This is a genomic window from Ruegeria sp. BG3, from assembly GCF_056538485.1.
Genome location: NZ_JBQFTE010000009.1, coordinates 121,952 through 141,390, shown reverse-complemented (window position 1 = coordinate 141,390; position 19,439 = coordinate 121,952). Strand labels below are relative to the sequence as shown.

General features: G+C 58.1%; 22 protein-coding genes. 8 read left to right on the top strand and 14 right to left on the bottom strand.

Annotated elements, in window-relative coordinates:
* Positions 1-9 precede the first annotated feature (9 nt).
* Entirely contained in the window at positions 10-516 is a 507-nt protein-coding gene (locus tag ACR0AI_RS15225; RefSeq protein WP_480675244.1) for a DUF721 domain-containing protein, read from the bottom strand.
* Between the two features lie 81 nt (positions 517-597).
* Between ACR0AI_RS15225 and mutY the strand changes: the two genes are divergently transcribed.
* Positions 598-1,653, top strand: coding sequence for an A/G-specific adenine glycosylase (gene mutY, locus ACR0AI_RS15220; protein ID WP_480675246.1), 1,056 nt, complete (start codon positions 598-600; stop codon positions 1,651-1,653).
* A gap of 61 nt (positions 1,654-1,714) precedes the next feature.
* Positions 1,715-2,851 carry an alkane 1-monooxygenase gene (locus ACR0AI_RS15215; RefSeq protein WP_480675248.1) on the top strand — a complete coding sequence of 379 codons (1,137 nt, stop codon included), beginning with the start codon at positions 1,715-1,717 and terminating at the stop codon, positions 2,849-2,851.
* 78 nt (positions 2,852-2,929) lie between these two features.
* On the opposite strand, the gene ACR0AI_RS15210 is transcribed toward ACR0AI_RS15215, so the two are convergent.
* From ACR0AI_RS15210 to ACR0AI_RS15195, 4 genes are all read right to left on the bottom strand, one after another.
* The gene (locus ACR0AI_RS15210; RefSeq protein WP_480675250.1) at positions 2,930-4,312 is read right to left on the bottom strand and encodes an adenylate/guanylate cyclase domain-containing protein; all 1,383 of its coding nucleotides are present in this window, start codon (positions 4,310-4,312) and stop codon (positions 2,930-2,932) included.
* Between the two features lie 138 nt (positions 4,313-4,450).
* Positions 4,451-5,554, bottom strand: coding sequence for a DNA methyltransferase (locus tag ACR0AI_RS15205; RefSeq protein ID WP_480675252.1), 1,104 nt, complete (start codon positions 5,552-5,554; stop codon positions 4,451-4,453).
* A 107-nt stretch (positions 5,555-5,661) separates the two neighbouring features.
* Positions 5,662-6,279, bottom strand: coding sequence for a ribonuclease HII (locus ACR0AI_RS15200; RefSeq protein ID WP_480675254.1), 618 nt, complete (start codon positions 6,277-6,279; stop codon positions 5,662-5,664).
* A 109-nt stretch (positions 6,280-6,388) separates the two neighbouring features.
* Positions 6,389-6,856 carry a hypothetical protein gene (locus ACR0AI_RS15195; RefSeq protein WP_480675256.1) on the bottom strand — a complete coding sequence of 156 codons (468 nt, stop codon included), beginning with the start codon at positions 6,854-6,856 and terminating at the stop codon, positions 6,389-6,391.
* A 176-nt stretch (positions 6,857-7,032) separates the two neighbouring features.
* On the opposite strand from ACR0AI_RS15195, the gene ACR0AI_RS15190 reads away from it, so the two are divergent.
* The 3 genes from ACR0AI_RS15190 (at position 7,033) to ACR0AI_RS15180 (ending at position 9,644) form a co-directional block, all read left to right on the top strand.
* On the top strand, positions 7,033-7,320 hold the full coding sequence (locus ACR0AI_RS15190) for a hypothetical protein (protein ID WP_419738428.1): 288 nt from the start codon (positions 7,033-7,035) through the stop codon (positions 7,318-7,320).
* Entirely contained in the window at positions 7,292-7,993 is a 702-nt protein-coding gene (locus tag ACR0AI_RS15185; protein ID WP_170460025.1) for a winged helix-turn-helix domain-containing protein, read from the top strand. The genes ACR0AI_RS15190 and ACR0AI_RS15185 overlap by 29 nt, the downstream gene beginning before the upstream one ends.
* 73 nt (positions 7,994-8,066) lie before the next feature.
* A complete protein-coding gene (locus tag ACR0AI_RS15180; RefSeq protein WP_480675258.1) occupies positions 8,067-9,644 on the top strand; it encodes a DUF427 domain-containing protein in 1,578 nt (525 codons plus the stop codon).
* A gap of 111 nt (positions 9,645-9,755) precedes the next feature.
* On the opposite strand, the gene ACR0AI_RS15175 is transcribed toward ACR0AI_RS15180, so the two are convergent.
* The 6 genes from ACR0AI_RS15175 to ACR0AI_RS15150 all read right to left on the bottom strand — a co-directional run bounded on the left by ACR0AI_RS15175 (position 9,756) and on the right by ACR0AI_RS15150 (position 13,440).
* Positions 9,756-10,550, bottom strand: a complete 795-nt coding sequence (locus tag ACR0AI_RS15175; protein ID WP_480675260.1) for a DUF1217 domain-containing protein — start codon at positions 10,548-10,550, stop codon at positions 9,756-9,758.
* Positions 10,547-10,948 (bottom strand): flagellar biosynthesis repressor FlbT, encoded by a 402-nt coding sequence (gene flbT / locus ACR0AI_RS15170; RefSeq protein ID WP_480675261.1) that lies wholly within the window; start codon positions 10,946-10,948, stop codon positions 10,547-10,549. The genes ACR0AI_RS15175 and flbT overlap by 4 nt, the downstream gene beginning before the upstream one ends.
* Complete coding sequence (flaF, locus tag ACR0AI_RS15165; RefSeq protein ID WP_480675263.1) at positions 10,945-11,322, bottom strand: flagellar biosynthesis regulator FlaF; 378 nt, start codon at positions 11,320-11,322, stop codon at positions 10,945-10,947. Before flaF ends, flbT begins: the two co-directional genes overlap by 4 nt.
* A gap of 77 nt (positions 11,323-11,399) precedes the next feature.
* Positions 11,400-12,611: a flagellin gene (locus ACR0AI_RS15160; protein ID WP_170375639.1), complete on the bottom strand. Its 1,212-nt coding sequence runs from the start codon at positions 12,609-12,611 to the stop codon at positions 11,400-11,402.
* Positions 12,612-12,818: 207 nt separating this feature from the next.
* Complete coding sequence (locus ACR0AI_RS15155; protein WP_480675265.1) at positions 12,819-13,175, bottom strand: flagellar biosynthesis protein FlgN; 357 nt, start codon at positions 13,173-13,175, stop codon at positions 12,819-12,821.
* Complete coding sequence (locus ACR0AI_RS15150) at positions 13,165-13,440, bottom strand: rod-binding protein (RefSeq protein ID WP_480675267.1); 276 nt, start codon at positions 13,438-13,440, stop codon at positions 13,165-13,167. Before ACR0AI_RS15150 ends, ACR0AI_RS15155 begins: the two co-directional genes overlap by 11 nt.
* Positions 13,441-13,552: 112 nt before the next feature.
* Between ACR0AI_RS15150 and ACR0AI_RS15145 the strand changes: the two genes are divergently transcribed.
* The 3 genes from ACR0AI_RS15145 to ACR0AI_RS15135 all read left to right on the top strand — a co-directional run bounded on the left by ACR0AI_RS15145 (position 13,553) and on the right by ACR0AI_RS15135 (position 16,360).
* Complete coding sequence (locus ACR0AI_RS15145; RefSeq protein ID WP_480675269.1) at positions 13,553-14,752, top strand: flagellar hook-length control protein FliK; 1,200 nt, start codon at positions 13,553-13,555, stop codon at positions 14,750-14,752.
* Positions 14,753-14,755: 3 nt separating this feature from the next.
* A complete protein-coding gene (locus ACR0AI_RS15140; RefSeq protein ID WP_480675271.1) occupies positions 14,756-15,418 on the top strand; it encodes a flagellar hook capping FlgD N-terminal domain-containing protein in 663 nt (220 codons plus the stop codon).
* Positions 15,419-15,553: 135 nt separating this feature from the next.
* Entirely contained in the window at positions 15,554-16,360 is an 807-nt protein-coding gene (locus ACR0AI_RS15135) for a phosphotransferase family protein (protein ID WP_480675273.1), read from the top strand.
* On the opposite strand, the gene ACR0AI_RS15130 is transcribed toward ACR0AI_RS15135, so the two are convergent.
* From ACR0AI_RS15130 to ACR0AI_RS15120, 3 genes are read right to left on the bottom strand one after another with little or no spacing between them, the layout of a single operon-like run.
* Complete coding sequence (locus tag ACR0AI_RS15130; protein ID WP_480675275.1) at positions 16,347-17,339, bottom strand: ABC transporter substrate-binding protein; 993 nt, start codon at positions 17,337-17,339, stop codon at positions 16,347-16,349. The genes ACR0AI_RS15135 and ACR0AI_RS15130 overlap by 14 nt on opposite strands.
* Positions 17,318-18,685 (bottom strand): sensor histidine kinase, encoded by a 1,368-nt coding sequence (locus ACR0AI_RS15125; RefSeq protein ID WP_480675277.1) that lies wholly within the window; start codon positions 18,683-18,685, stop codon positions 17,318-17,320. The genes ACR0AI_RS15130 and ACR0AI_RS15125 overlap by 22 nt, the downstream gene beginning before the upstream one ends.
* Positions 18,675-19,343 (bottom strand): response regulator transcription factor, encoded by a 669-nt coding sequence (locus tag ACR0AI_RS15120; protein WP_170460004.1) that lies wholly within the window; start codon positions 19,341-19,343, stop codon positions 18,675-18,677. Before ACR0AI_RS15120 ends, ACR0AI_RS15125 begins: the two co-directional genes overlap by 11 nt.
* Positions 19,344-19,439: the final 96 nt, after the last annotated feature.

Here is a 19,439-nt window from a genome sequence, read left to right as displayed (position 1 = left end):
AGCCCTTTCTCAGCGTTTCTGCTTGGATAAAACGTTGCGGCCCAGACGTTCAAGGGCCGCACGTAAATCTTCATCATGGACATCCTGCGAGACCCTGCCCGCTTCGGCCATGATTTCAGGTTTGATCTCTGGTTTCGCTTGTTTCGGCTTGTGGTCGAAACTGGCCTGCCCCTCGGCAAATCCGGTCGAAGCGGTCTGGGTGATGCGCACTCGGCTGATCGCGTTGTAGCCGTAAACGGCGTTCACCTTGCCGCGCAGTTGTTCTTTCTGCATTTCCAGCATTGGCGCCTGTGGCCCGGTTGTCAGTACGGTCAGGGTCGCCCCCATTCCGTTCCTGCCATAGCCCACATTCACGGGTCTTGCGATGGCGGCAGTGTCCTGACCGACGATCTCGGCCCAGTGGGTCAGAAGGCGCGACACGGCAAAGCCCCGGCTTTCACCGGCGCGCCTGATCTGATCGTTCAGCAATGTCGCGGTGCGTTTGAACCCGCGGGTCGAAGAACGTCTGCGCTGCATCTGGTTTCCAACTCCTGCACCGCTATTGTAGTAGGCAGGCCAGCAGGCGCCAGCGAAACCCGACAGTGAGATAGATAAAACTTGCGTGACAGCCCCGAATTTAACCTGAGCGCTGAATTGCTCGACTGGTATGACCGCCACGCGCGCGAGATGCCATGGCGTGTTGGCCCCGCCGATCGCGCCGCAGGCGTGGTGCCGGACCCTTACCGGGTCTGGTTGTCCGAGGTCATGCTGCAACAGACAACCGTCGCCGCCGTGCGGGACTATTTCACCCGCTTCACCACGCGCTGGCCGACCGTGCAGGCGCTAGCCGCAGCCCCCGATGATCAGGTCATGGGGGAATGGGCGGGCCTCGGCTACTACGCCCGCGCGCGCAACCTGCTGAAATGCGCCCGTGTCGTGGCCGACAAGCACGACGGACAGTTCCCCGACACCTATGACGCGCTGTTGGAGTTGCCGGGGATCGGCCCCTACACCGCAGCCGCGATCTCGGCCATTGCGTTTGACCGGCCTGAAACCGTACTGGACGGCAATGTCGAGCGGGTGATGGCACGGCTTTACGACATTCACGACCCGTTGCCCGGATCAAAACCTGTTCTGAAAGAGAAAGCGGCCGCGCTGACACCGCAGCTGCGCCCCGGAGACTACGCGCAGGCCGTAATGGATCTGGGAGCCACAATCTGCACACCAAAATCCCCGGCCTGTGGAATCTGCCCCGTACAAACCCCCTGCCTCGCCCGCGCCGAAGGCACGCAGCCAGAACTACCGAAGAAAACACCCAAAAAGCCGAAACCCACGCGATTCGGCCACGTCTACATCGCGCAACACCCAAACGGAGCGTTCCTGCTGGAACGCCGCCCCGACAAAGGTCTGCTGGGTGGTATGTTGGGCTGGCCCGGCTCGGACTGGTCCGAGGCCCCGCCCGAGGCCCCTCCGTTTTCGGCAGAGTGGCGCGCGCTGAACGGCGAGTTGCGCCACACCTTCACACATTTCCATCTGGTGCTGCGAATCTGGACCGCACCACTGCCCGAGGGCCCCGAACCCGACGGGCTGACCCTATTGCCCAAGCATGACTTCAAACCCAGCGACCTGCCAACGGTGATGCGCAAAGCCTACGACCTGTGGCGGGGTCAATAAGCCCGCTGGGCAAGCCCGGTCTGTCCAGCTACGATGCACCTGCCTATTCGGAGCATCATGGATGATCGCGACTCAAACCCTTTCGCGCTGGCAAGCTGCCCTGCCCTATTGGGTGTCCTTCCTGTTGATCCCGCTGATCTGGGCAACGGCCTTTGCAGGGGGTTGGTGGGTTTTGCTGATCCCCCTGTCCACATGGTGGGCCTTTGCGGTTCTGGACCGCTTGACCGGCCTCAACCTGCAAAATGCCGACCCTGAAACCCCCGATGATGCGCTGCATTGGTACATCCTGCTGACCAAGCTCTGGGTGCCTGTCCAGTTCCTCACGCTATTTGGCCTGATCTGGTACGCAACCCATAGCGATCACTTGTCGAGCTGGTCGAAGATCGGGCTGTTCTTCGGCATGGGCGTCATCTCAGGAACGATCGGGATCAACTACAGCCACGAGCTGATGCACCAGAAATCCCGCTCTGAGCGTTGGCTGGGCGATCTCCTTCTCGCGATGGTCCTCTATTCTCATTTCCGGTCCGAGCATCTGCTGGTCCATCACCGTCATGTCGGCACTCCGCGCGACCCGGTGACGGCGCGCTACAACGAAGGCTTCCACCGCTTCTACCCCCGCGTCCTGCTGCAATGCTTGATCTCCGCCTTCCGGGCCGAGCGCGACAAGCTGGCCCGCAAGGATCGCCCCTGGACTGACCACTCGAACCCGTTCTGGCGCTACTGGGCACTGCAAACCGGCATGCTGATCCTTGCCGCCCTGATCGGAGGGTGGCCCGGCCTCGCCTTATTCCTACTGCAAGCGGGCGTCGCGATCTGGCAGTTAGAGCTGGTCAACTACGTGGAACACTACGGCCTGACGCGAAAACACTTGGGTGAGGGCAAATACGAACACGTTCTGCCCCGGCATTCGTGGAACGCCTCGCAAAAAGCGTCGAACTGGCTACTGATCAACCTGCAGCGGCACTCGGATCACCACTACAAACCCAATCGTCGCTTCCCGCTGCTACAAAACCACGCGCAAGAGGACGCACCGCAATTGCCCTACGGCTACCCGGTCATGACCGTCGCCGCGATGATCCCGCCGCTGTGGCGCCGCGTCATGAACCCGCGCGTCCGCGCCTGGCGGCGGCACTACTACCCCGAGATCACTGACTGGTACCCGTACAACAAAGCACTGAACCCCGACCCAAGGGCGTGACCGCAGCGCGCACCGCGCGCTGCCCGGCCCAACTGGAGGGGCTGCATCTTTGATGCTGTCCAAACAGGCGGGAGCCGTTCACAACACCCAGAAATCCATAGGGGTTTCAACTCCGCGAACGGTCTGGCCCTGGCGTTTCTGAAACCCATCCATCAACGCTCCGCCTTTCGGATTCTCGCGCAAGGCCTGCTCGCGCAACGCATCACTGACCACGATCCGGGCGTTAAAATCACGGGTCATCGCCTCCAGCTTGGCCGAGACGTTCACCGCATCCCCAATCACAGCAAATTCCAACCGGTTGGCCCCGATATCCCCCAGAACGACGGAACCAAAATGCACGCCGATCCCAACATGGATAACATGCTCTCCCTCGCGAAGCCGTTCCTGGTTCCAATCGTCGATGACGTCAACCATCGCACGCGCACATCCCAGCGCATTGTTGGCGTCCAAAGGCGTTGCGACCGGAGTGCCAAACGTCGCCATCAGCCCGTCACCCAGATATTTGTCCAGCGTGCCATGATGACGGAACACCTCAGCCTCCATACGAGCGTGAAACCCGCGCAACACCTCAATCACCTCATAGGGGTCCCGACCTGCCGCAAATTTCGTAAAGCCCACAATGTCGATAAACAGCACCGCAATATCCGCCTTGCGTACCTGTTTAAGCGGCTCGTCATTCTGGCTGAGCTCATCGACCACATTGGGCGAGAAGTAACGCGAAAGATTCGCCCGCTCCCGCTCCAGCCCTGCATTGCTCATCAACAAGCGATTTAGCCGTCGCATCGACACGCCAAGCGTCACTGCGACCATAACGAACACGATCACCTGCTGAATACGCTGCGGGATATCGAAACTGTTGGGATCCAACAACTCCGCGACGTCCGGATAGCCCTGCAGAACCGCGGCCACCTTCTGGCTGATCCCTGGAATCGGCGTGGCCACCCACCAGGCGATGATCCAACCCGCCGTCCAAATTAGTGCCGTCCAGGAGCCAATCGCGACAACCGTGCGCCACGAATAGGCCAACGTGCCTGCGGCCAGAATAATGAAGAAATACTGAAAATTGTCGAACCGGTACTGCATGGCCAGCGGTCGCACATCATCGCTGAACGGGTTCGGCACAATCATCCCAAGCGTCATGATCAGGAGATCGACAAAGATCAGCAAAAGCTCGGTCCGCGATTGCCCAACCCGCCCTGCGCGCCGGATCAACCAGCCATTGGCGCAGATGAGAAGCAGGATGAAATGATACCAAAGAACCTCCCATTGCGGGTTCAGAAAGATCAACAAAACCCCGGTCAAAGCCATGGCGATCCACCGGGCGCGGACGGCCAGTTCCAGACCCTCCTGCTTGTGCCGTTGCATTGCGGCTTCGGTGTATTTGTTGTCCAGATCTACAGCATCCGGCTGCGTAACGGCGAACCGTTCCAGTCTGGATGGGCTGGCAGTTGTCTCGCTCATGACGGGAACCTCTGAGGCAGTACTGGCGACGCGCCCATGCAATCACCTCTGGCTGGAAAACAAAAGACCCCGCCGAGAACGGCGGGGCAAGGCGTAGTGCCTTGTGTCAGGCCACAGGCACCGGCGGTTTTCGTGATATCAGTTGTGCATCTCGGCCCGGATCTGCTGGCGAAGCACATCGATCGGCACCGTTTTGCCATCTCGCTTGAAACACCAATAGGTCCAGCCGTTACAGGAGGGGGCGTTCTCAAGATGTGCGCCAACCTGATGAATCGAGCCTTTGACGTTCTGCCCTACTAGCGTCCCGTCGGCGCGAACCTTCGCCTTGTGGCGCTGGTTCATCGAATACAGCTCTTCCCCTGGGCGCAGCATCCCGCGCTCGACCAATTGACCGAAAGGAACACGCGGTTCGGCACGTTTGCTGGCGCTGACTTCCAGTGCTTCGCGGTCGAATTTGCGCACCTTCGAGATGCGCTTTTCAGCCACTTTGCGATAGCTTTCTTCGCGCTCGATCCCGATGAACTCACGCCCCAGCATCTTGGCGACGGCACCCGTTGTGCCGGTGCCAAAGAAAGGATCCAAAATCACGTCGCCCGGATTGGTCGAGCCAATCAGAACGCGGTGCAACAGAGACTCGGGCTTCTGTGTCGGATGTGCCTTGTCGCCGTTTTCGTCCTTGAGGCGCTCATGCCCGGTGCAGATCGGCAAAACCCAGTCACTGCGCATCTGTACGCCCTCGTTCAGCGCTTTCAGAGCTTCGTAGTTGAACGTGTATTTCGCGCCTTCGCTCTTCGACGCCCAGATCATCGTCTCATGCGCATTGGTGAACCGCTTGCCGCGGAAATTCGGCATCGGGTTAGACTTGCGCCATACGACGTCGTTTAAAATCCAATATCCCGCATCCTGCAGGGCCGAGCCTACGCGGAAGATGTTGTGGTACGAGCCGATCACCCAGATCGCGCCGTTCGGCTTGAGCAGACGATGCGCCGCCTTCAGCCACTCACGCGTGAACTGGTCATAGGCACCGAAACTTGAGAATTGATCCCAGTGATCGTCAACCGCATCCACCTGGCTGTTATCGGGGCGATGCAACTGGCCTTTCAGCTGCAAATTATAAGGCGGATCCGCAAAGATCAGATCAACCGACGCCTCGGGCAGACTGTTCATCACATCGATGCAGTCCCCAGATAGAATCGTGTTTAAAGGGAGCGCCTTTGCGCCCTTTTTGGTGGTCGTTGTCATATCACTGCCTCAAGTATCCACGGCGCTTTTGCGCTCATTTGGTTGAGACAAGGATGAGTCAAAGACGATTCGCCGTCAATTTCTTTTTTGAATCAGCGACTTACGATTTACTCTTGATACAAGATATTGTGTACCGTCTTGAACGAACGCCTATGATGTGGGGTCACGCCAAGATTTTGCAGCGCCTCGCGGTGCTGTTTTGTCGGATATCCGGCGTTTGCCTCCCAGCCGTAACCGGGATGCTGTTGCGCTAAATCCACCATCAGCTGATCGCGCCAGTTTTTCGCGATGATCGAAGCCGCCGCAATCGACACGGATTTGCCATCCCCCTTGATCACGGCCTCGGACGGGATCTGCAGGTCATTCGGAATCATATTCCCGTCGATCAGTAAGAAATCGGGCGCCGGATCCAGTGCCTGCACCGCGCGAACCATGGCCAGATGCGAGGCGCGCAGGATATTGAGCTCATCAATCTCGGCAACCGAGGCCTCGCCCACGGCGATCTCGGCCCGGTCCCGCAACTCTGCCTCCAACGCTGCGCGTCGCTTGAGCGAGAGCTTCTTGGAGTCGTTCAGCCCGTCAGGAACATCGTCTGGGTTCAGGATCACGGCAGCGGCGACCACGGGGCCGGCCAACGGGCCGCGCCCGACCTCATCCACGCCTGCTATCAGGATATGGCCCTGCGCCTGCAGCCCTTGTTCAAGTTCATAAGTCGGTTTTGTCATCCCTTGGGAAAACCGCGTTTTCAAAGCCGCCGCAACAAAAAAAGAGAGGGCAGCTTGCGCCACCCTCTCTCAGCGCGGTGCTGTTTCGCACCACTCCTGCTCGACCGTGTTACTTGTAAACAACGCGGTATCCGTGATGGCGCAGGCATGCAGGTTCATACGCCCGCTTTACCTTGTTGCCATTCCAGAAACCGACCTTGCACTCTTGCGGCAGGCTGTTGGCATGTTTGTAGTGTTTGTTGAGGCAGTTTGTTCCTAGCAGCGGACGCTGCCCATAATTGTCATGCTGGCGTAGGCAGCGTTGTGGCAGGTCATAGCGTGCCACGTGTCTGGGCAAAGGCTTTACCTTGGGATGTTTGACCTGAGGCGCAGTTTGCACATGGTTGTATTGTCGCGCGGCCTTCTCACGGTCCTTGCGCTTTTCCTTGTTATAGTAATGCACCCCTGCGCCAATGAGCGCGATCGCGGCCAGCCCCCCAAGGATATCCCCCGTATCCGCAGCACGCGCCTTTGAGGCCGATACGCCTGTAATCGCCATAGCCGTCGCGATGATCAGAGCGATGAATTTCTTGTGCATGATGCCTGTCCTTTCCGAGATTTTGGCGACCCCGTGATGGACCGCGTCTTTGATGCCTCAACACTGGGTCCACCCCCCTCAGACAAGCAATATCGGCCCCGTGTTATTGGATATCAGGCGCCGCAAACCCCTTTGGTCATTGAATATCAGCCCAAGCCGTGCGCAGGATGCAGCTTATGAAACAGATCTTCTCTTCTCTGGTCGCAGCTGCGCTGATATCGATGGCCCCGGTGGTCTTGGCCGCGGAGTGTTATGCCGACTACAAGGCGAAACAGGACAACCCGCTGCGCCTGCACTACGGCGTGATGCAGGTTTCGTCCTGCGACAAGGGTCAGGCAACGAGTGAAGTCGCCCAGCGCCTTAGCGGTTCTGGGTGGACCCTGCTGAATGTCCAGTCCGTCTTCGGGCCGGAAGGGTTGGATCAAAGGAAGGCCAATGCCGGAAAATTCTATCTCCGTTTCTGAGGCGCGACGCTCGGGCGTGCGTCTTGTCGGTCTGGGCATTGCCGCCATTGTCGTGATCCTGATCACCGCCGCGCTGTTCCTGTTCTGGACGCTGCCCGATGCCAACGCATTCAACGCCCGCGTCGAACGGCTGTTTGTCGAGGCGGATCTGACCTCACAAACGGAAATCCGGTTGCTTGAGATTCTGGCCCAATCGGGAACTGCCTTTGCCGATACGCTTTCCAGCTATCGCATGGTGATCTATGTGCTGTTGGTCTTTGCCTGCGCGATGATGATCTCAGCCCTCGTGTTTCTTGTCATGCTGGCGCTATTGAACCGGCGCATGGCACAGATCGAACGCACCGGCATTCAGGTGACATCCCTGCTGATCAGCCGCGAAGAGAATACCGTCTACCTGAACAACATGGATTTCAAACTGACCCCCGCGGCGATGGAGACCCTCTCGGTTCTGGCGGAATCGCGGTTGGATGATGAGGTCCTGTCAGGCGCACAGATCGAGGCGACGATCTCGGGTCGCGATGCCGCCGATTGTGACGAGGCCGCAGGCGCCACCCGTATAAAACGCCTGCGCGACGCCTTGGGCAATCAGATGGTCAGTGAGTTGCTGGTCAAGAACATCGCCAAAAAGGGCTATATGCTTTCGATCGAAAAAGACGTCATCCAGATGGTTTAGAATCCGCGCCCCTCTTGGAATGCCCGACCAAAACGCCCATTCTATATGGACCCCGGGCAAGGGAGGGATGGCGATGAACGTCCACACCACACCAAAATCCAACGGCTATGACATCTCGGTCGAACATCTGTCCGACAGGATCGCGATTTTTCGCGATGGCCTCCTGTTGGCCGAAAGTCGGAATGCCAAGGTGATGTATGAAACCCGGCTTCCGCCGACGATCTACGTCCCGCGTGCGGATGTGTGCGTCGACCTGAGCGGTGAAACCGACCTGCAAACCTTTTGCCCCTTCAAGGGAACCGCCACCTATCACGATATCAACCTGCCCGGAGATCGCCTGACCAATTCGGTATGGGCCTATGACGACGCCCTGCCAGAGAGCGCTGTAATTCAGGGACATATTGGGTTCATGCCCAGTGCCTATACGGATATCGACTTGGGCAAGAACCAACTGCGTGACACCGAAGACACCAATATCAGCGGTCCGCTGATCGACTGGCTGATGCGTGGGGCGTCGCTGTCGGATACGCCCGAAGCATTCACCAAGGCGCTGGCCGAAAAGATGCTGGAACACGGTATAGCGATCCAGCGCCTCAGTATTCTCGCGTGGTCCCTACACCCCTTGATCGCTGGGAAACACTTCATCTGGGAAAAGGGCGAGGACGAGATTCTGACCCGCGCGCCGACCTATGAAATCTACGACCACCCCGCGTTCATCAACAGCCCCTTGCGCCACGTCTCGAATGGGTTGGGCGGCGTGCGTCAAAGGGTGAACGACGAGAATCCGCATAACAGCTTTCCCATCATCGAGGATCTGCGCGCCAAAGGGGCCACGGACTATGTCGCCATGCCGCTGCCCTTCTCGGACGGGCGAACAAACGTACTAACGCTCAGCTGCGATCATCCCGATGGGTTCACGACAGAGAACCTGGGTCTGGTGTTCGAATGCTCCGCCGTGATCGCCCGTTTTTACGAGGTGTTTATGCAGCGCGAAAACGCACAGGTTCTGCTGGAAACCTATGTCGGCAAACGCTCAGGCGCGCGCGTGCTGGGCGGAGAGATCCGGCGCGGCGACGGGGATGAGATTGATGCGGCCATCATGTTCTGCGATTTGCGCAACTCGACCAGCCTGGAGGAAAGCCTTGGCCGGGATGCCTATATCAATCTGCTGAATGAGTTCTTTGAGACGGTCTCGGGTATCGTGGATAAAAACGGGGGCGAGGTTCTGAAATTCATCGGCGACGCCGTTCTGGCCGTTTTCCCAGCGGGTGAGGAACCCGCGCAGGCCCGCGCGAATGCCCAACAGGCGGCAACAGCAATCGTCGAAAAACTTGCCGAGCTGCGTTCAACGGATCCCGATATCCACTGCGACTGCTCGATCGGCGTGTCCTATGGCCGGGTGACCTATGGCAATGTCGGCTCGCGCGAACGGCTGGATTTCACCGTCATCGGACAAGCCGCCAACGTCGCTGCACGTCTGGGTGAGCATAGCAAGTCGACCGGGTACCGCATTGTCGTCTCACAAGACATTGAGCCCGCATGCTGCAATGCAATCCCGCTCGGCGATATCAAACTGCGCAACGTGTCCCAGCCTGTCACTTGTTTTGCCCTGCGAACGGCGGCTGATGCTGAGGTCGAGGACCCAGCTTAACCTCGGCGAAGTATCAGGTTCGCTGCGTTTGATTTAGTTCGACCATATGATGCGCAAAATAGACTGGGACCCGTCCCGCCACCCTGTCGATTGGCGCGAAATACACGATTTTTAGACCGTGCCCAACAAGATCAAAGCGGTCTGCGCCGGTGATATTGTGCTTTGCAGCTGCGCGATCTGACTGCGCGCCAGATAGGTATCCGTCAGTTTCTGAATGGCTTCAGGCTCGGTGAATTGGGCCAGATCATCAGACCCGGTCAAGCCTGACAAACGGTCCTTGAACACCTCTAGTTGCCTGTCCAGGTCGAGCTGTGAAAACGAGGATGGCAGGCCAAGTGCGGTCTCCATCATGCTGCGCAAGGGCGGCAAGCCCATCAAATCGAACCATTTCGTATCCGCGCTGCTGTCACCGGCAGCCAGTTCACCAAGCGCATGTTGCGTGTAGAGGGAAATCCGCATTGTCTCATTCGTCTCACCGACCGAAACTTCGAAACGGGACACCAGGTTGTCTTCGGCGATCTGCTCCATATTCGTGATCAGTCCAGTCTTGCGCACCTCTCCTGGGCCAAAACCGAAGGCTTGAGAAAACTCGCGATACCGCTTGTCGGACAATCGGTTGGACAGGGCATCATCGGCTCTGGTTCCATCCTCCAATATCTTTTGGATAAAGAACCGATTGTTGATATCCTCTTCCAACCCGAAGGCGCCCAAGGCCACCTGTAGCAACCGGCGATCCGACACCAGATCTTCGGCGGATTGAACCTTGCTTATGTTTTCCAGAAAATACTGCCTGTCCCTCTGGTTGACGCTGGAGTTCGTGAAGCTCTCCAGCTGTGCGTCATAGGTCCGCTGCAAAAAACGCCAGCCGACAATGCCTCCAGAGGGTATGACAGGCTGGAACGTCATTGTTTGTACGCCATCAGCCGCTCTTCCCGTGGCAACAAAGAGCGGAGAGACTTGAGGCTTTTATAGTATTGCTCAGCCACCAGTGCTTCGGTCGCTTCGCTCAGAACGCGCCGACTGTCTGAATCCGTGAACACCTGGCTCAATTCCTCAATCCGGCGCAGCAATTGCTGTCGCGCCTGATCGGGCTCCATATCACCGGACAGTACCAACTGCGCGGCATAGCAAACGCGGCGAACAGGTGTTGTGACTTCGTCTGGGTGGATCGCATCGCGCAGACGCAAAACGTTGGCTTGCGGTGTCATGATCGAAAACCGGCTGCGGCGGTCTCCATTTTCGATCACTACACCATTGATCAACACCCGTTCTTTCGGGGCAAGTTTCAGAACCAGACCACTCATCCGGCAGCCCTCATGTGTCGCAGACCGCGCAGAACGGCCATGTTGATCTCCAGCAAAGGTTCTACTGTCGCGGTGTTCCCCAAAACCTGTGCGCTGTGCTGCTCGGTAAATTCGGCCAAGTAGAAAATTCGCGCGCGCAAATCCTTCGGCAGCGAGTTATCCGAGTCCGCCACGCCGGTCGCCAGCACGGTCCACAACCGCCGATTTTCATGCAGAGCTTGAACAAATCCAGAAAAATCGGTTGCCTTCCGGGCCGCTGCTGCCTTGAGACTATGCGTGATTTTCGAAATCGCCTCATACTCTGCATCCCGCGGCGTGCGGGTCGGAGCGGCAGATTGCGCATAGGCGCGTTGAGCGTAGTTTTTCGGTGTCACTTGAAATCCTTCCAATAGGCCGTCTTCAGGCAGTCAGGACCGGGGCGCGGTGTTTACGCCCCGGCCAGGTTCCGGATTTAGCGGAACAGAGACAGGATCGACTGCGGCGCCTGGTTGGCAATCGAAAGCGACTGGGTGGCCAGCTGCTGCTGCACCTGCAGCGCCTGCAACCGGGCCGAGGTTTCTTCCATATTGGCGTCCACCAATGAGCCGATGCCCGATTTAAACGAGTCAGTCAGGTTCGAAATGAACTCTTTCTGGGTCTCGATCCGGCCCTGGGCCGAACCGAATGCGGCCGAAGCGTCGATCGAGGTGTCGATCAGCGATTCAACAGCTGCCAGCGCGGCGGTTGCTCCCGGACCGGTCGACACGTCAATGCCAGTCAGCGCTCCCAGACCACCCGAGCCTGCGTTCACATACTGAGCAGAGAACGAAACATCTGAACCCGTGCCATTCGTAACGGACAGAGTGCCTGCCGTGCCCGAGTCGTAGTCAACGGTCAGACCGGTTATGCCTAATTCTTCGATCTTGGCTTTCAAACCAACGGCAACAAGGTCACCGGTCGTGGTGGCTGCCGCATCTGCCGCAGACACGGTGTAGGACACAACTTGATCATCAATAGCGACAACCACCTTATCGCCCGCCGCGAAAGCACCACTGGACTCATCGGTCACCAATGCGGTTGCCGATGTAGCACCAGCGGCAATGGTGGCACCGACGCGGTCATTGGCTGTCGACGAGCCGGTCGAGCCGTCGAATACCGCCGCTGATGTATAGCCACCGGTCGACAGGTTCTGACCCGCCACCGTGATGGAAGAAGCTGTCACAGCACCGGTGTTGTCCCGATCCAGAGAAGCCAAAATGGAAGCCGAGCCAGCTGAACCGTCAACAAGGTTCAACCCATTGAACTGGGCAGCCCCTACGACCGAAGTGATCTGGTTCTTCAGCGCAGTCACATCATCGTTGATCTTGCCGCGGTCCACGTTGTCTTCCTGCGCCGCGACGATCTTTTCCTTCATCTGGGTCAGAAGGTCGGTGACAGTTTCTGACGCGTTCCGTGCGACGGCAACCGTCGATTCACCCAGCGAAAGGCTGTCTTTGATCGCGTTAAAACCTTTAACGTCCGATTCCATCACTTTGGAAATCGCCCAGACGGCCGAGTTGTCTTTTGCTGTTGCGACATCCTTGCCTGTCGAGATCGCATTCTGGGTCATCTCGAGGTTTTTGTTCACCGATTTCAGGGTCTGCAGCGCAACCATCGCGCCGTTGTTTGTCAGAATACTGGACATAGTTCCATCCTTTTGCGTTAGGGCTTCAGCGCCCAAGATCACCCCGCTAGACAAGCGGGCTTTGATGTCTTTCTGACCTGTGCGATGCGCCGCCCGACCCATCGCGCCACCCGCTGTTTCAGGTGCAGGACCACCTTTGACCTCGATCCCCTAACGGAGTGCTAAAGCGGCCCGACTCAAAATTTTGGATTTGAATCAACTCCGGCCCTATGCGCGTTTTTCAAGCTTTACCTGACTCCGCACGGCAAAACCGTTGCGTTGCCCGTCGGCCCCATAAGCGCTGAATTCCTGCCGCACGCGGCGCAGCTCTGCCATGCGGCTTGCGACCGCGCGAATCCCCTCGGCCGCGCTGTTCAGCAGCGCCTGATTGCGCTCCACCTTTTGATGGACGCGAAGCAGATCATCGCTGCTCAGCACCTGAAGATCGTTGATCGCACCGATCAGTTTCTCTTTTTCAGGGACCATATGATTGAGACGCTCAAGATCACCGTCCACAAGCGCGACGCGCTCAAGATCAAGAACCTCTTCCAGTGATTTGATCAGAAGACTGGGTTCATGTGTCATCGGAATTCTCCATCAAGGATTGGAACAGAAGTTCAGACAGGCCAACGCCACCGGATTGCGCCATTTGCCGGGCCTGTTGCTGCACAAGAAAGAATGAGAACTGATCTTCTCCGGCGCCGCCACCGAACGAATCGCGTGCTTTGCCCAAACCTGCGGAATTCAGCATTTCGGCAAGAAACGCTGCCTCAAGTTCGACCGCAGCAGCTTGCAGGCGGTCTTGGGTAAAAGGCGGCGACGGCATCGACTGGAGGGGAGGAATATTCATCGGCTTCTCCGAAAATTGCATCGAACTTTCTTGATCCAAGACGAAAGCGGTTAAAATAAACGTAACCTCCTTTGGGCAGTTTGACGGTCAACCACGACGGAGCCGGAGCAAAATGCCCAACCCTCTTACGCTGATGACACCCACGCAAACCGCGGCCACGAAACCGGGGGCGCGCGAAGCCGCATCCGAGGCATCCACACGCTTTCAGGATGTTCTGGAGGAAGAGACGTCGCAGCCTGAACCCGAGGTCGCAGCTGAGGATGAAACCGCTGTTGAACAAGACATCATGCCCGAGGAACCTGCCCCCGAAGGCGTGCTGAAAGACCATCTGCCAGTCCAGCCCGACGCTCCTGAGGAACATGTGTTTGAAGACCTGACCGCACTGCCCATGCCGAGCGTGACGCAGGTCCCGCAAGGGTCTGAATCCGTTCCTATTCCGCCGAAACTCGATAGGACAGAGGCACCAAAGACCGACACTGGCGCAATACATCAGGTTTCAATTGCTTCACCGCAACGACCAGAGGTGGAAAACACACGCAGTTCTCCTGTTCAGCCACACCCCAACATGGTCCAACCGGTTTCCGCCAAGGCGTCGGACGGTCATGTCTTGCCTGCAAAGCCGATTGCGGTGCAGCCTGCTCCAGCTGAACGGGCGCAATCCTCAGCTTCGGCTCTACCCGCTCAAACAGCGGCTTTGCCTCAGATAAATGCGGCTCCAAGCACGCCTCAACCCACCAGATCCTCGCCGACTCTTGCCCAGATGCAGGTGATGGCGTCCGTGCGGGACGCAGATGCCGAAACCGCCACAGCGATTCGCGAAACTAACGGTGTAATCGACACGCGCGAGGAACCGCTTTTGCAGAACACCCGCGATTCGGCTTCTGTTGCGCAGCCCGCGACGCAGGCTGCCAGGGCTGAGATCACACGAGCAATCGCCGGGCAGATGGCAGCGGCGATTCAGGTTCGGGCGGGTTCCGGCGCGATCGAGATTGCCCTCAGCCCAGAAGAGCTTGGGCGGGTTTCCATCACGCTCAACGGTCGCGAGGATGGGATGGTTCTGATCATAGCCGCCGAGCGCCCCGAAACACTGGACCTGATGCGCCGGCATCTCGCGGTTTTGGAGGCTGAATTCCAAAACCTTGGATATGGCGACATCTCGTTTGACCTAAGCACATCGGACGATGCGCAGGATGATACCGCAACCCCGAAGGCAAGCGACTATGGCCCTTCCCATTCGAATGAACTGGATTCGCCAAACGCTCCAATCATTCCCCGAAACCTCTCGGGTCGTGGCATTGATATGAGGCTTTGACCAATGATCACTCCTACAAGTACCGCCCAGGCTGCGGCACAGGCCCCGACCTCGACCGCATCGAAGGCGTCCAAGCTGACCTCGGATTTTGAGACCTTTCTGCTGATGTTGACCGCACAAGCGCGAAACCAGGACCCGCTGGAGCCTATGGATTCCTCGGAATACGCCTCTCAATTGGCTCAGTTTTCGATGGTTGAACAGCAGGTTCAGACCAATGATCTGCTGTCTTCCCTAAGCACGGCGCTGGGCGGGCAAAAGCTGAGTGAGCTGTCCAATTGGGTGGGCGTTGATGTTCGATCAGCTTCGGCTTTTCGATTCGAGAACCAGCCGGTCACTCTGTTTGCTCAGGCCGATGCAACAAGCGATGAAGCCATCATGGTGATCCGCAATGAAACCGGCACCGTGATTGACCGCATTCCCGTCAATCACAGAGACACCGAATTTCTCTGGGCCGGAACCGACGTTTCGGGCAATCCGCTAAGCCAGGGCACGTATTCCGCCACGTTGGAGAGTTACAAGGAAGACGAACTGTTGTCTCAGCGTCTGGCCGCCAGCTACAACCGCGTGGTTGAGGCCCAAGTCGCTGATGGGACGGTGCATCTGTCCCTGCAAAGTGGGGCCACTGTCCGCTCGGATGAGGTGACGGCGATCCGAACAGGCGCTTGATCTGACCGGGCTGGCAGTCCAAACCTTGGCAAATCACGATTCCCTTGCTGAGCGGTACATCCCCTGCCCCATGTCAACGCGCCTCTACCAGACCTGATTGACCAGCTGCGCACGCGCGGGCTGATCAAGGGGTCCGTGCAGTTCGAACCTCTGTTCGGGGGTCGGACCAATATGGTGTGGAAGGTTCTGGGGGAGAGTGGCGACACGGTATTGAAGCTTTACCGAACCAAACTGCGCAACCCCATGTTCCGCAATGACGCCCAACTCGAAGCGCTGTGCTTACGCGCGTTTGAGCAAGACGGGTTCGTACCCCGGTTGCGGGCAACGGGGCAACATCAGGGCGACGCCTGGGTTCTGTACGATCACGCGCCGGGTCGCCCGTGGGAAAGTGACACGGCTCAGGTCGCCTCTTTGCTGCGCAGATTGCATGGCGCGACGGTCGACTTGCCGCTGCCTACAGGACGGAACGGCAGCGCTGATCTGGCTCGCCACGGGGCCGAGCTTTTGGCGTTGTGTTCCTCGGACTTTAAAGATCGCGTCACCGCGATGCGGCCTGAGGACCCTGTACCGCCAACAAAAAGAACGTGTCTGATCCACGGCGACCCTGTGGCCGGCAACATTTTGGTGGACGGGTCAAACCTAACCCTGATCGACTGGCAATGCCCGGTGATTGGCGATCCCTGCGAGGATCTGGCCCTTTTTCTATCGCCTGCCATGCAGCATCTGTATCGCGGCGTTCAGCTGAACCCAGATGAGCACGCGCGATTCCTGATTGAGTATGGCGACCCCGAAACAGTTGCCCGCTACGAAGCGCTGCGTCCGTGGTATGCGTGGCGAATGGCAGCCTATTGCCTGTGGCGGTTTGAGAACGGGTCAACAGACTATAAAAAGGGCCTGCAGCTTGAGCTAAAGGCCCTTGAGGATCGCGCTATTTCTGAATGACGGCGTCTTCCCAGGCCGTCAGGAATTTCCTGCGCTTGAGCGTGTCGAGGTAGGTCAGCAAAGCAGGTTCCAGCGTAATTACCGCGCTCTCTTGCGCCTGCTGTGACGTGAGCAACGGCAAAGGTGCCAACTCAGGTCCTGCAACGATCAGATGGCGGACAAACGCCTCGGCGACAGCAGGATATTGCGTGTTTTTCACCACCATTGCCGTTCGCATCATGGTGGTCTGAAAATCGCTGGGCAGAATGACCTTGAGCGCTTCTTTGCCGTCGACCCGCGCCGTCGCGTAGCTGCCAAGCACGTTATAGGCCACCGCGATCGAGCCGTTTGTCAGATCGTCAATCATTTCGCCCGAGCAGCAATACAGACGCAGGTCCAGCCCGCCCATGACCTCCATCAGACGCCAAAAGGTCTCAGAGGCGCGGGCATCTTGCGTAGCGAACAAATAACCCAAGCCAGATTGCCGGATATCATAGGTGCCGACCTTTCCAAGGAAGGCTTCGGGGCGCGCGCGCAGGGCCTCGATCAGTTCCTGCCGGGTTTGCGGAACGGGATGCCCAGCGAAGGCCGCACGGTTGATGACGATGGCCGCCGGTTCCTGGGTAAAGGCAAACAGGCTGTCATGCCACTGGGCCCATTCTGCGCCCGGCATATCCTTTAAAGGCATTGCAAACCCATCATTCGCGAGTTTCAACTGCAGATCCATTGCGCTAGAAATGACAACATCAAACGCCTCGGGCGTAGCACGCACACGCGAATCTAAATCAGCGGTTCCCGTAACCAGATATTCGACAGAGACGCCTGGGTTTTGCGTCAGGAACCCCTCGATAAACGGCGCGAAAAGCGCGGTGTCGGTGCTGGAGATGATACGCAAACGCGGGCCTTCAGCGGCAGCGTTGAACACCCGTTGGTCCTCCCACTCCTCGGCCACGCAGACTGAGGACAGAAGTGTGACGATCAAAGCAATAAGGTAACGCATGCGCCTGCGCCTCTCCGGTTGGTCAGGATCAGATCGCCGCCATGGGCCTTCGCGACATCCTGAACGATGGTCAGACCAAGCCCCGAGCCAATGGTCCCGGCCGCATTCTTACCGCGCTCGAACCGCCGGGTGAGCGTGTCAATTTCGCTTGGTGGAAAGCCCGGCCCCTGATCGCGCACGCTGATCTGCGCTTGCGTCCCTTGCGAGACCTCGATCTCGACCACGCTTTCGGCAGGGGCATATTTTAGCGCGTTGTCGACCATGTTGCGTACCGCATTCTGGATCAGGATCGGATCGCCGGAATAGGTCACAACGGGGTCTCCGACCAATGTCAGGGAAAGGTCCTTCATCTCGGCAATGGGCGTGAGGCGCTGAACCAGATCGCGGACGAGGGCGACAAGATCAATCTCTTCCCGCTCAAGATGATCGGCGCGAAAAGTGATCATTGCGTGATCCAGCAATTGCCCCGCCGCCCGAGAGCTTTCGTCAATCGCCCGAACCATTGAACGCAAAGCCTCTCGATTCTCTTCTTTTTCAACACGTTGCAAGGTTGCATCCGCATAGGATCGAACCGTTGCCAATGGCGTCCGGACCCGGTGTGCCGCCTCGGCTATGAAATCCTCAGACTGGCTGAGCGACTGATCCAAACGCCCCATCAAAGAGTTCAGCGACGACACTAGCGGGGCCATTTCCCGCGGCACCGGTTTTCTGAATGGGCTGAGGTCTTGTGGGCCCCGGCGAGTCACCGACGTCGTCAGCTTGTTCAACTGTCCGATGGTGGCTGACGTTGCCCAGAATGATAACCCGGCGACCAAGGTAAAAAAGCCGATCCCCAGATACGCCGCGTTTCGTGAAATCTGCCTGAGGGTTTCGGCCAATGCGTCTTGCGTTTGACCAAGGGCCACTTCGACTTCGGTCCGGGTGCCCAAACCCACGAGAGTGCGGCTGGCGCTGACCTGGCGAATGGTCTCTCCGCGCACCTCGCCCGATTGAAACGTCCATTCGCCGTTGGGCGTACCATTCGTGGCTGAAAGATCGTCGTAGCCGGATAGCAGTTCTCCGTCCTGAAAGATGGCGTAGAACACCCGATCATCCGACGGCGTGCTGAGCATCGAGAAGGCGGCGTAGGGGATGTCGACCTCAAGCTCTCCGTCCCGCAGGGCGACGGCATCAAGGATCGAGGTGACCGAGGCGCCAAGGATATTGTCCTGCCCTTGCTGCGCGACGCGAGCGGCATAGCTGCGCACTGTAAAGAACAACAGCAACGCCAGAATGGCCGCGCCCCCAATCAAGGTCAGCACCAGACGGTTGCGCAGGGATCCTGAAACCGCGGGGCTAGCTGACATGATCCAGCCTGTAACCCAGGCCACGCAACGTGGTGATCTTCAACTCCGAACGCTCAAGATGTTTGCGCAGGCGGGCGACATAGACCTCGATTGCATTGTCCGAGACATCGTCGTCGTAGGAAAACAGCCTGTCCGCCAGTTTTTGTTTCGAGAACACCTGACCGGGCGCATTGATGAAGAACTCCAACAGGCGCAGTTCCCGGTTGCGCAGCGACAGCGTCTCACCACCGACAATCAGGTGACCGGCAACCGGGTCGAAGACGATACCGCCGATCTCGATGGTTGATTTGGCAATCCCGGATTTGCGGCGCAAAACGGCGCGGCAACGGGCCTCAAGCTCTGCGTGATCGAAGGGCTTGGTGACATAGTCATCGGCCCCCAGATCCAGCGATCCGATTCGATCCGAGACCTGGCTGCGGGCCGTCAAAACGATGACAGGTGTGTCCAGATGACTTGCACGGTGGCGTTTGAGGAAATCGCGCCCATCCCCATCGGGCAGCATGATGTCCAACAGGATCAGGTCATATTCCTCAGCCTCGACGAACGCGGTCGCATCGTCCAAAGTTGCTGCATGATCAACGACATGGCCGTCCAGTCGCATCCGCGAACCGATTGCGTTCGCAAGGTCCATATTGTCTTCGACCAGTAGAAATTTCATGAGGCGTTCGCAGTATTTTCACGCATGACAGGTTGATGTCAGGTTGATGTGTTTTCTTAATCACAATCTGTGCCGTCAAGCGGCCAGTTGTCAAAT

Excerpts from the sequence above, each read along its gene's own strand:
- ACR0AI_RS15225 (WP_480675244.1), bottom strand. The coding sequence starts at position 516 with ATGCAGCGCAGACGTTCTTCGACCCGCGGGTTCAAACGCACCGCGACA.
- ACR0AI_RS15215 (WP_480675248.1), top strand. The coding sequence starts at position 1,715 with ATGATCGCGACTCAAACCCTTTCGCGCTGGCAAGCTGCCCTGCCCTAT.
- ACR0AI_RS15210 (WP_480675250.1), bottom strand. The coding sequence starts at position 4,312 with ATGAGCGAGACAACTGCCAGCCCATCCAGACTGGAACGGTTCGCCGTT.
- ACR0AI_RS15205 (WP_480675252.1), bottom strand. The coding sequence starts at position 5,554 with ATGACAACGACCACCAAAAAGGGCGCAAAGGCGCTCCCTTTAAACACG.
- ACR0AI_RS15200 (WP_480675254.1), bottom strand. The coding sequence starts at position 6,279 with ATGACAAAACCGACTTATGAACTTGAACAAGGGCTGCAGGCGCAGGGC.
- ACR0AI_RS15195 (WP_480675256.1), bottom strand. The coding sequence starts at position 6,856 with ATGCACAAGAAATTCATCGCTCTGATCATCGCGACGGCTATGGCGATT.
- ACR0AI_RS15190 (WP_419738428.1), top strand. The coding sequence starts at position 7,033 with ATGAAACAGATCTTCTCTTCTCTGGTCGCAGCTGCGCTGATATCGATG.
- ACR0AI_RS15185 (WP_170460025.1), top strand. The coding sequence starts at position 7,292 with ATGCCGGAAAATTCTATCTCCGTTTCTGAGGCGCGACGCTCGGGCGTG.
- ACR0AI_RS15180 (WP_480675258.1), top strand. The coding sequence starts at position 8,067 with ATGAACGTCCACACCACACCAAAATCCAACGGCTATGACATCTCGGTC.
- ACR0AI_RS15175 (WP_480675260.1), bottom strand. The coding sequence starts at position 10,550 with ATGACGTTCCAGCCTGTCATACCCTCTGGAGGCATTGTCGGCTGGCGT.
- flbT (WP_480675261.1), bottom strand. The coding sequence starts at position 10,948 with ATGAGTGGTCTGGTTCTGAAACTTGCCCCGAAAGAACGGGTGTTGATC.
- ACR0AI_RS15160 (WP_170375639.1), bottom strand. The coding sequence starts at position 12,611 with ATGTCCAGTATTCTGACAAACAACGGCGCGATGGTTGCGCTGCAGACC.
- ACR0AI_RS15155 (WP_480675265.1), bottom strand. The coding sequence starts at position 13,175 with ATGACACATGAACCCAGTCTTCTGATCAAATCACTGGAAGAGGTTCTT.
- ACR0AI_RS15150 (WP_480675267.1), bottom strand. The coding sequence starts at position 13,440 with ATGAATATTCCTCCCCTCCAGTCGATGCCGTCGCCGCCTTTTACCCAA.
- ACR0AI_RS15145 (WP_480675269.1), top strand. The coding sequence starts at position 13,553 with ATGCCCAACCCTCTTACGCTGATGACACCCACGCAAACCGCGGCCACG.
- ACR0AI_RS15140 (WP_480675271.1), top strand. The coding sequence starts at position 14,756 with ATGATCACTCCTACAAGTACCGCCCAGGCTGCGGCACAGGCCCCGACC.
- ACR0AI_RS15130 (WP_480675275.1), bottom strand. The coding sequence starts at position 17,339 with ATGCGTTACCTTATTGCTTTGATCGTCACACTTCTGTCCTCAGTCTGC.
- ACR0AI_RS15125 (WP_480675277.1), bottom strand. The coding sequence starts at position 18,685 with ATGTCAGCTAGCCCCGCGGTTTCAGGATCCCTGCGCAACCGTCTGGTG.
- ACR0AI_RS15120 (WP_170460004.1), bottom strand. The coding sequence starts at position 19,343 with ATGAAATTTCTACTGGTCGAAGACAATATGGACCTTGCGAACGCAATC.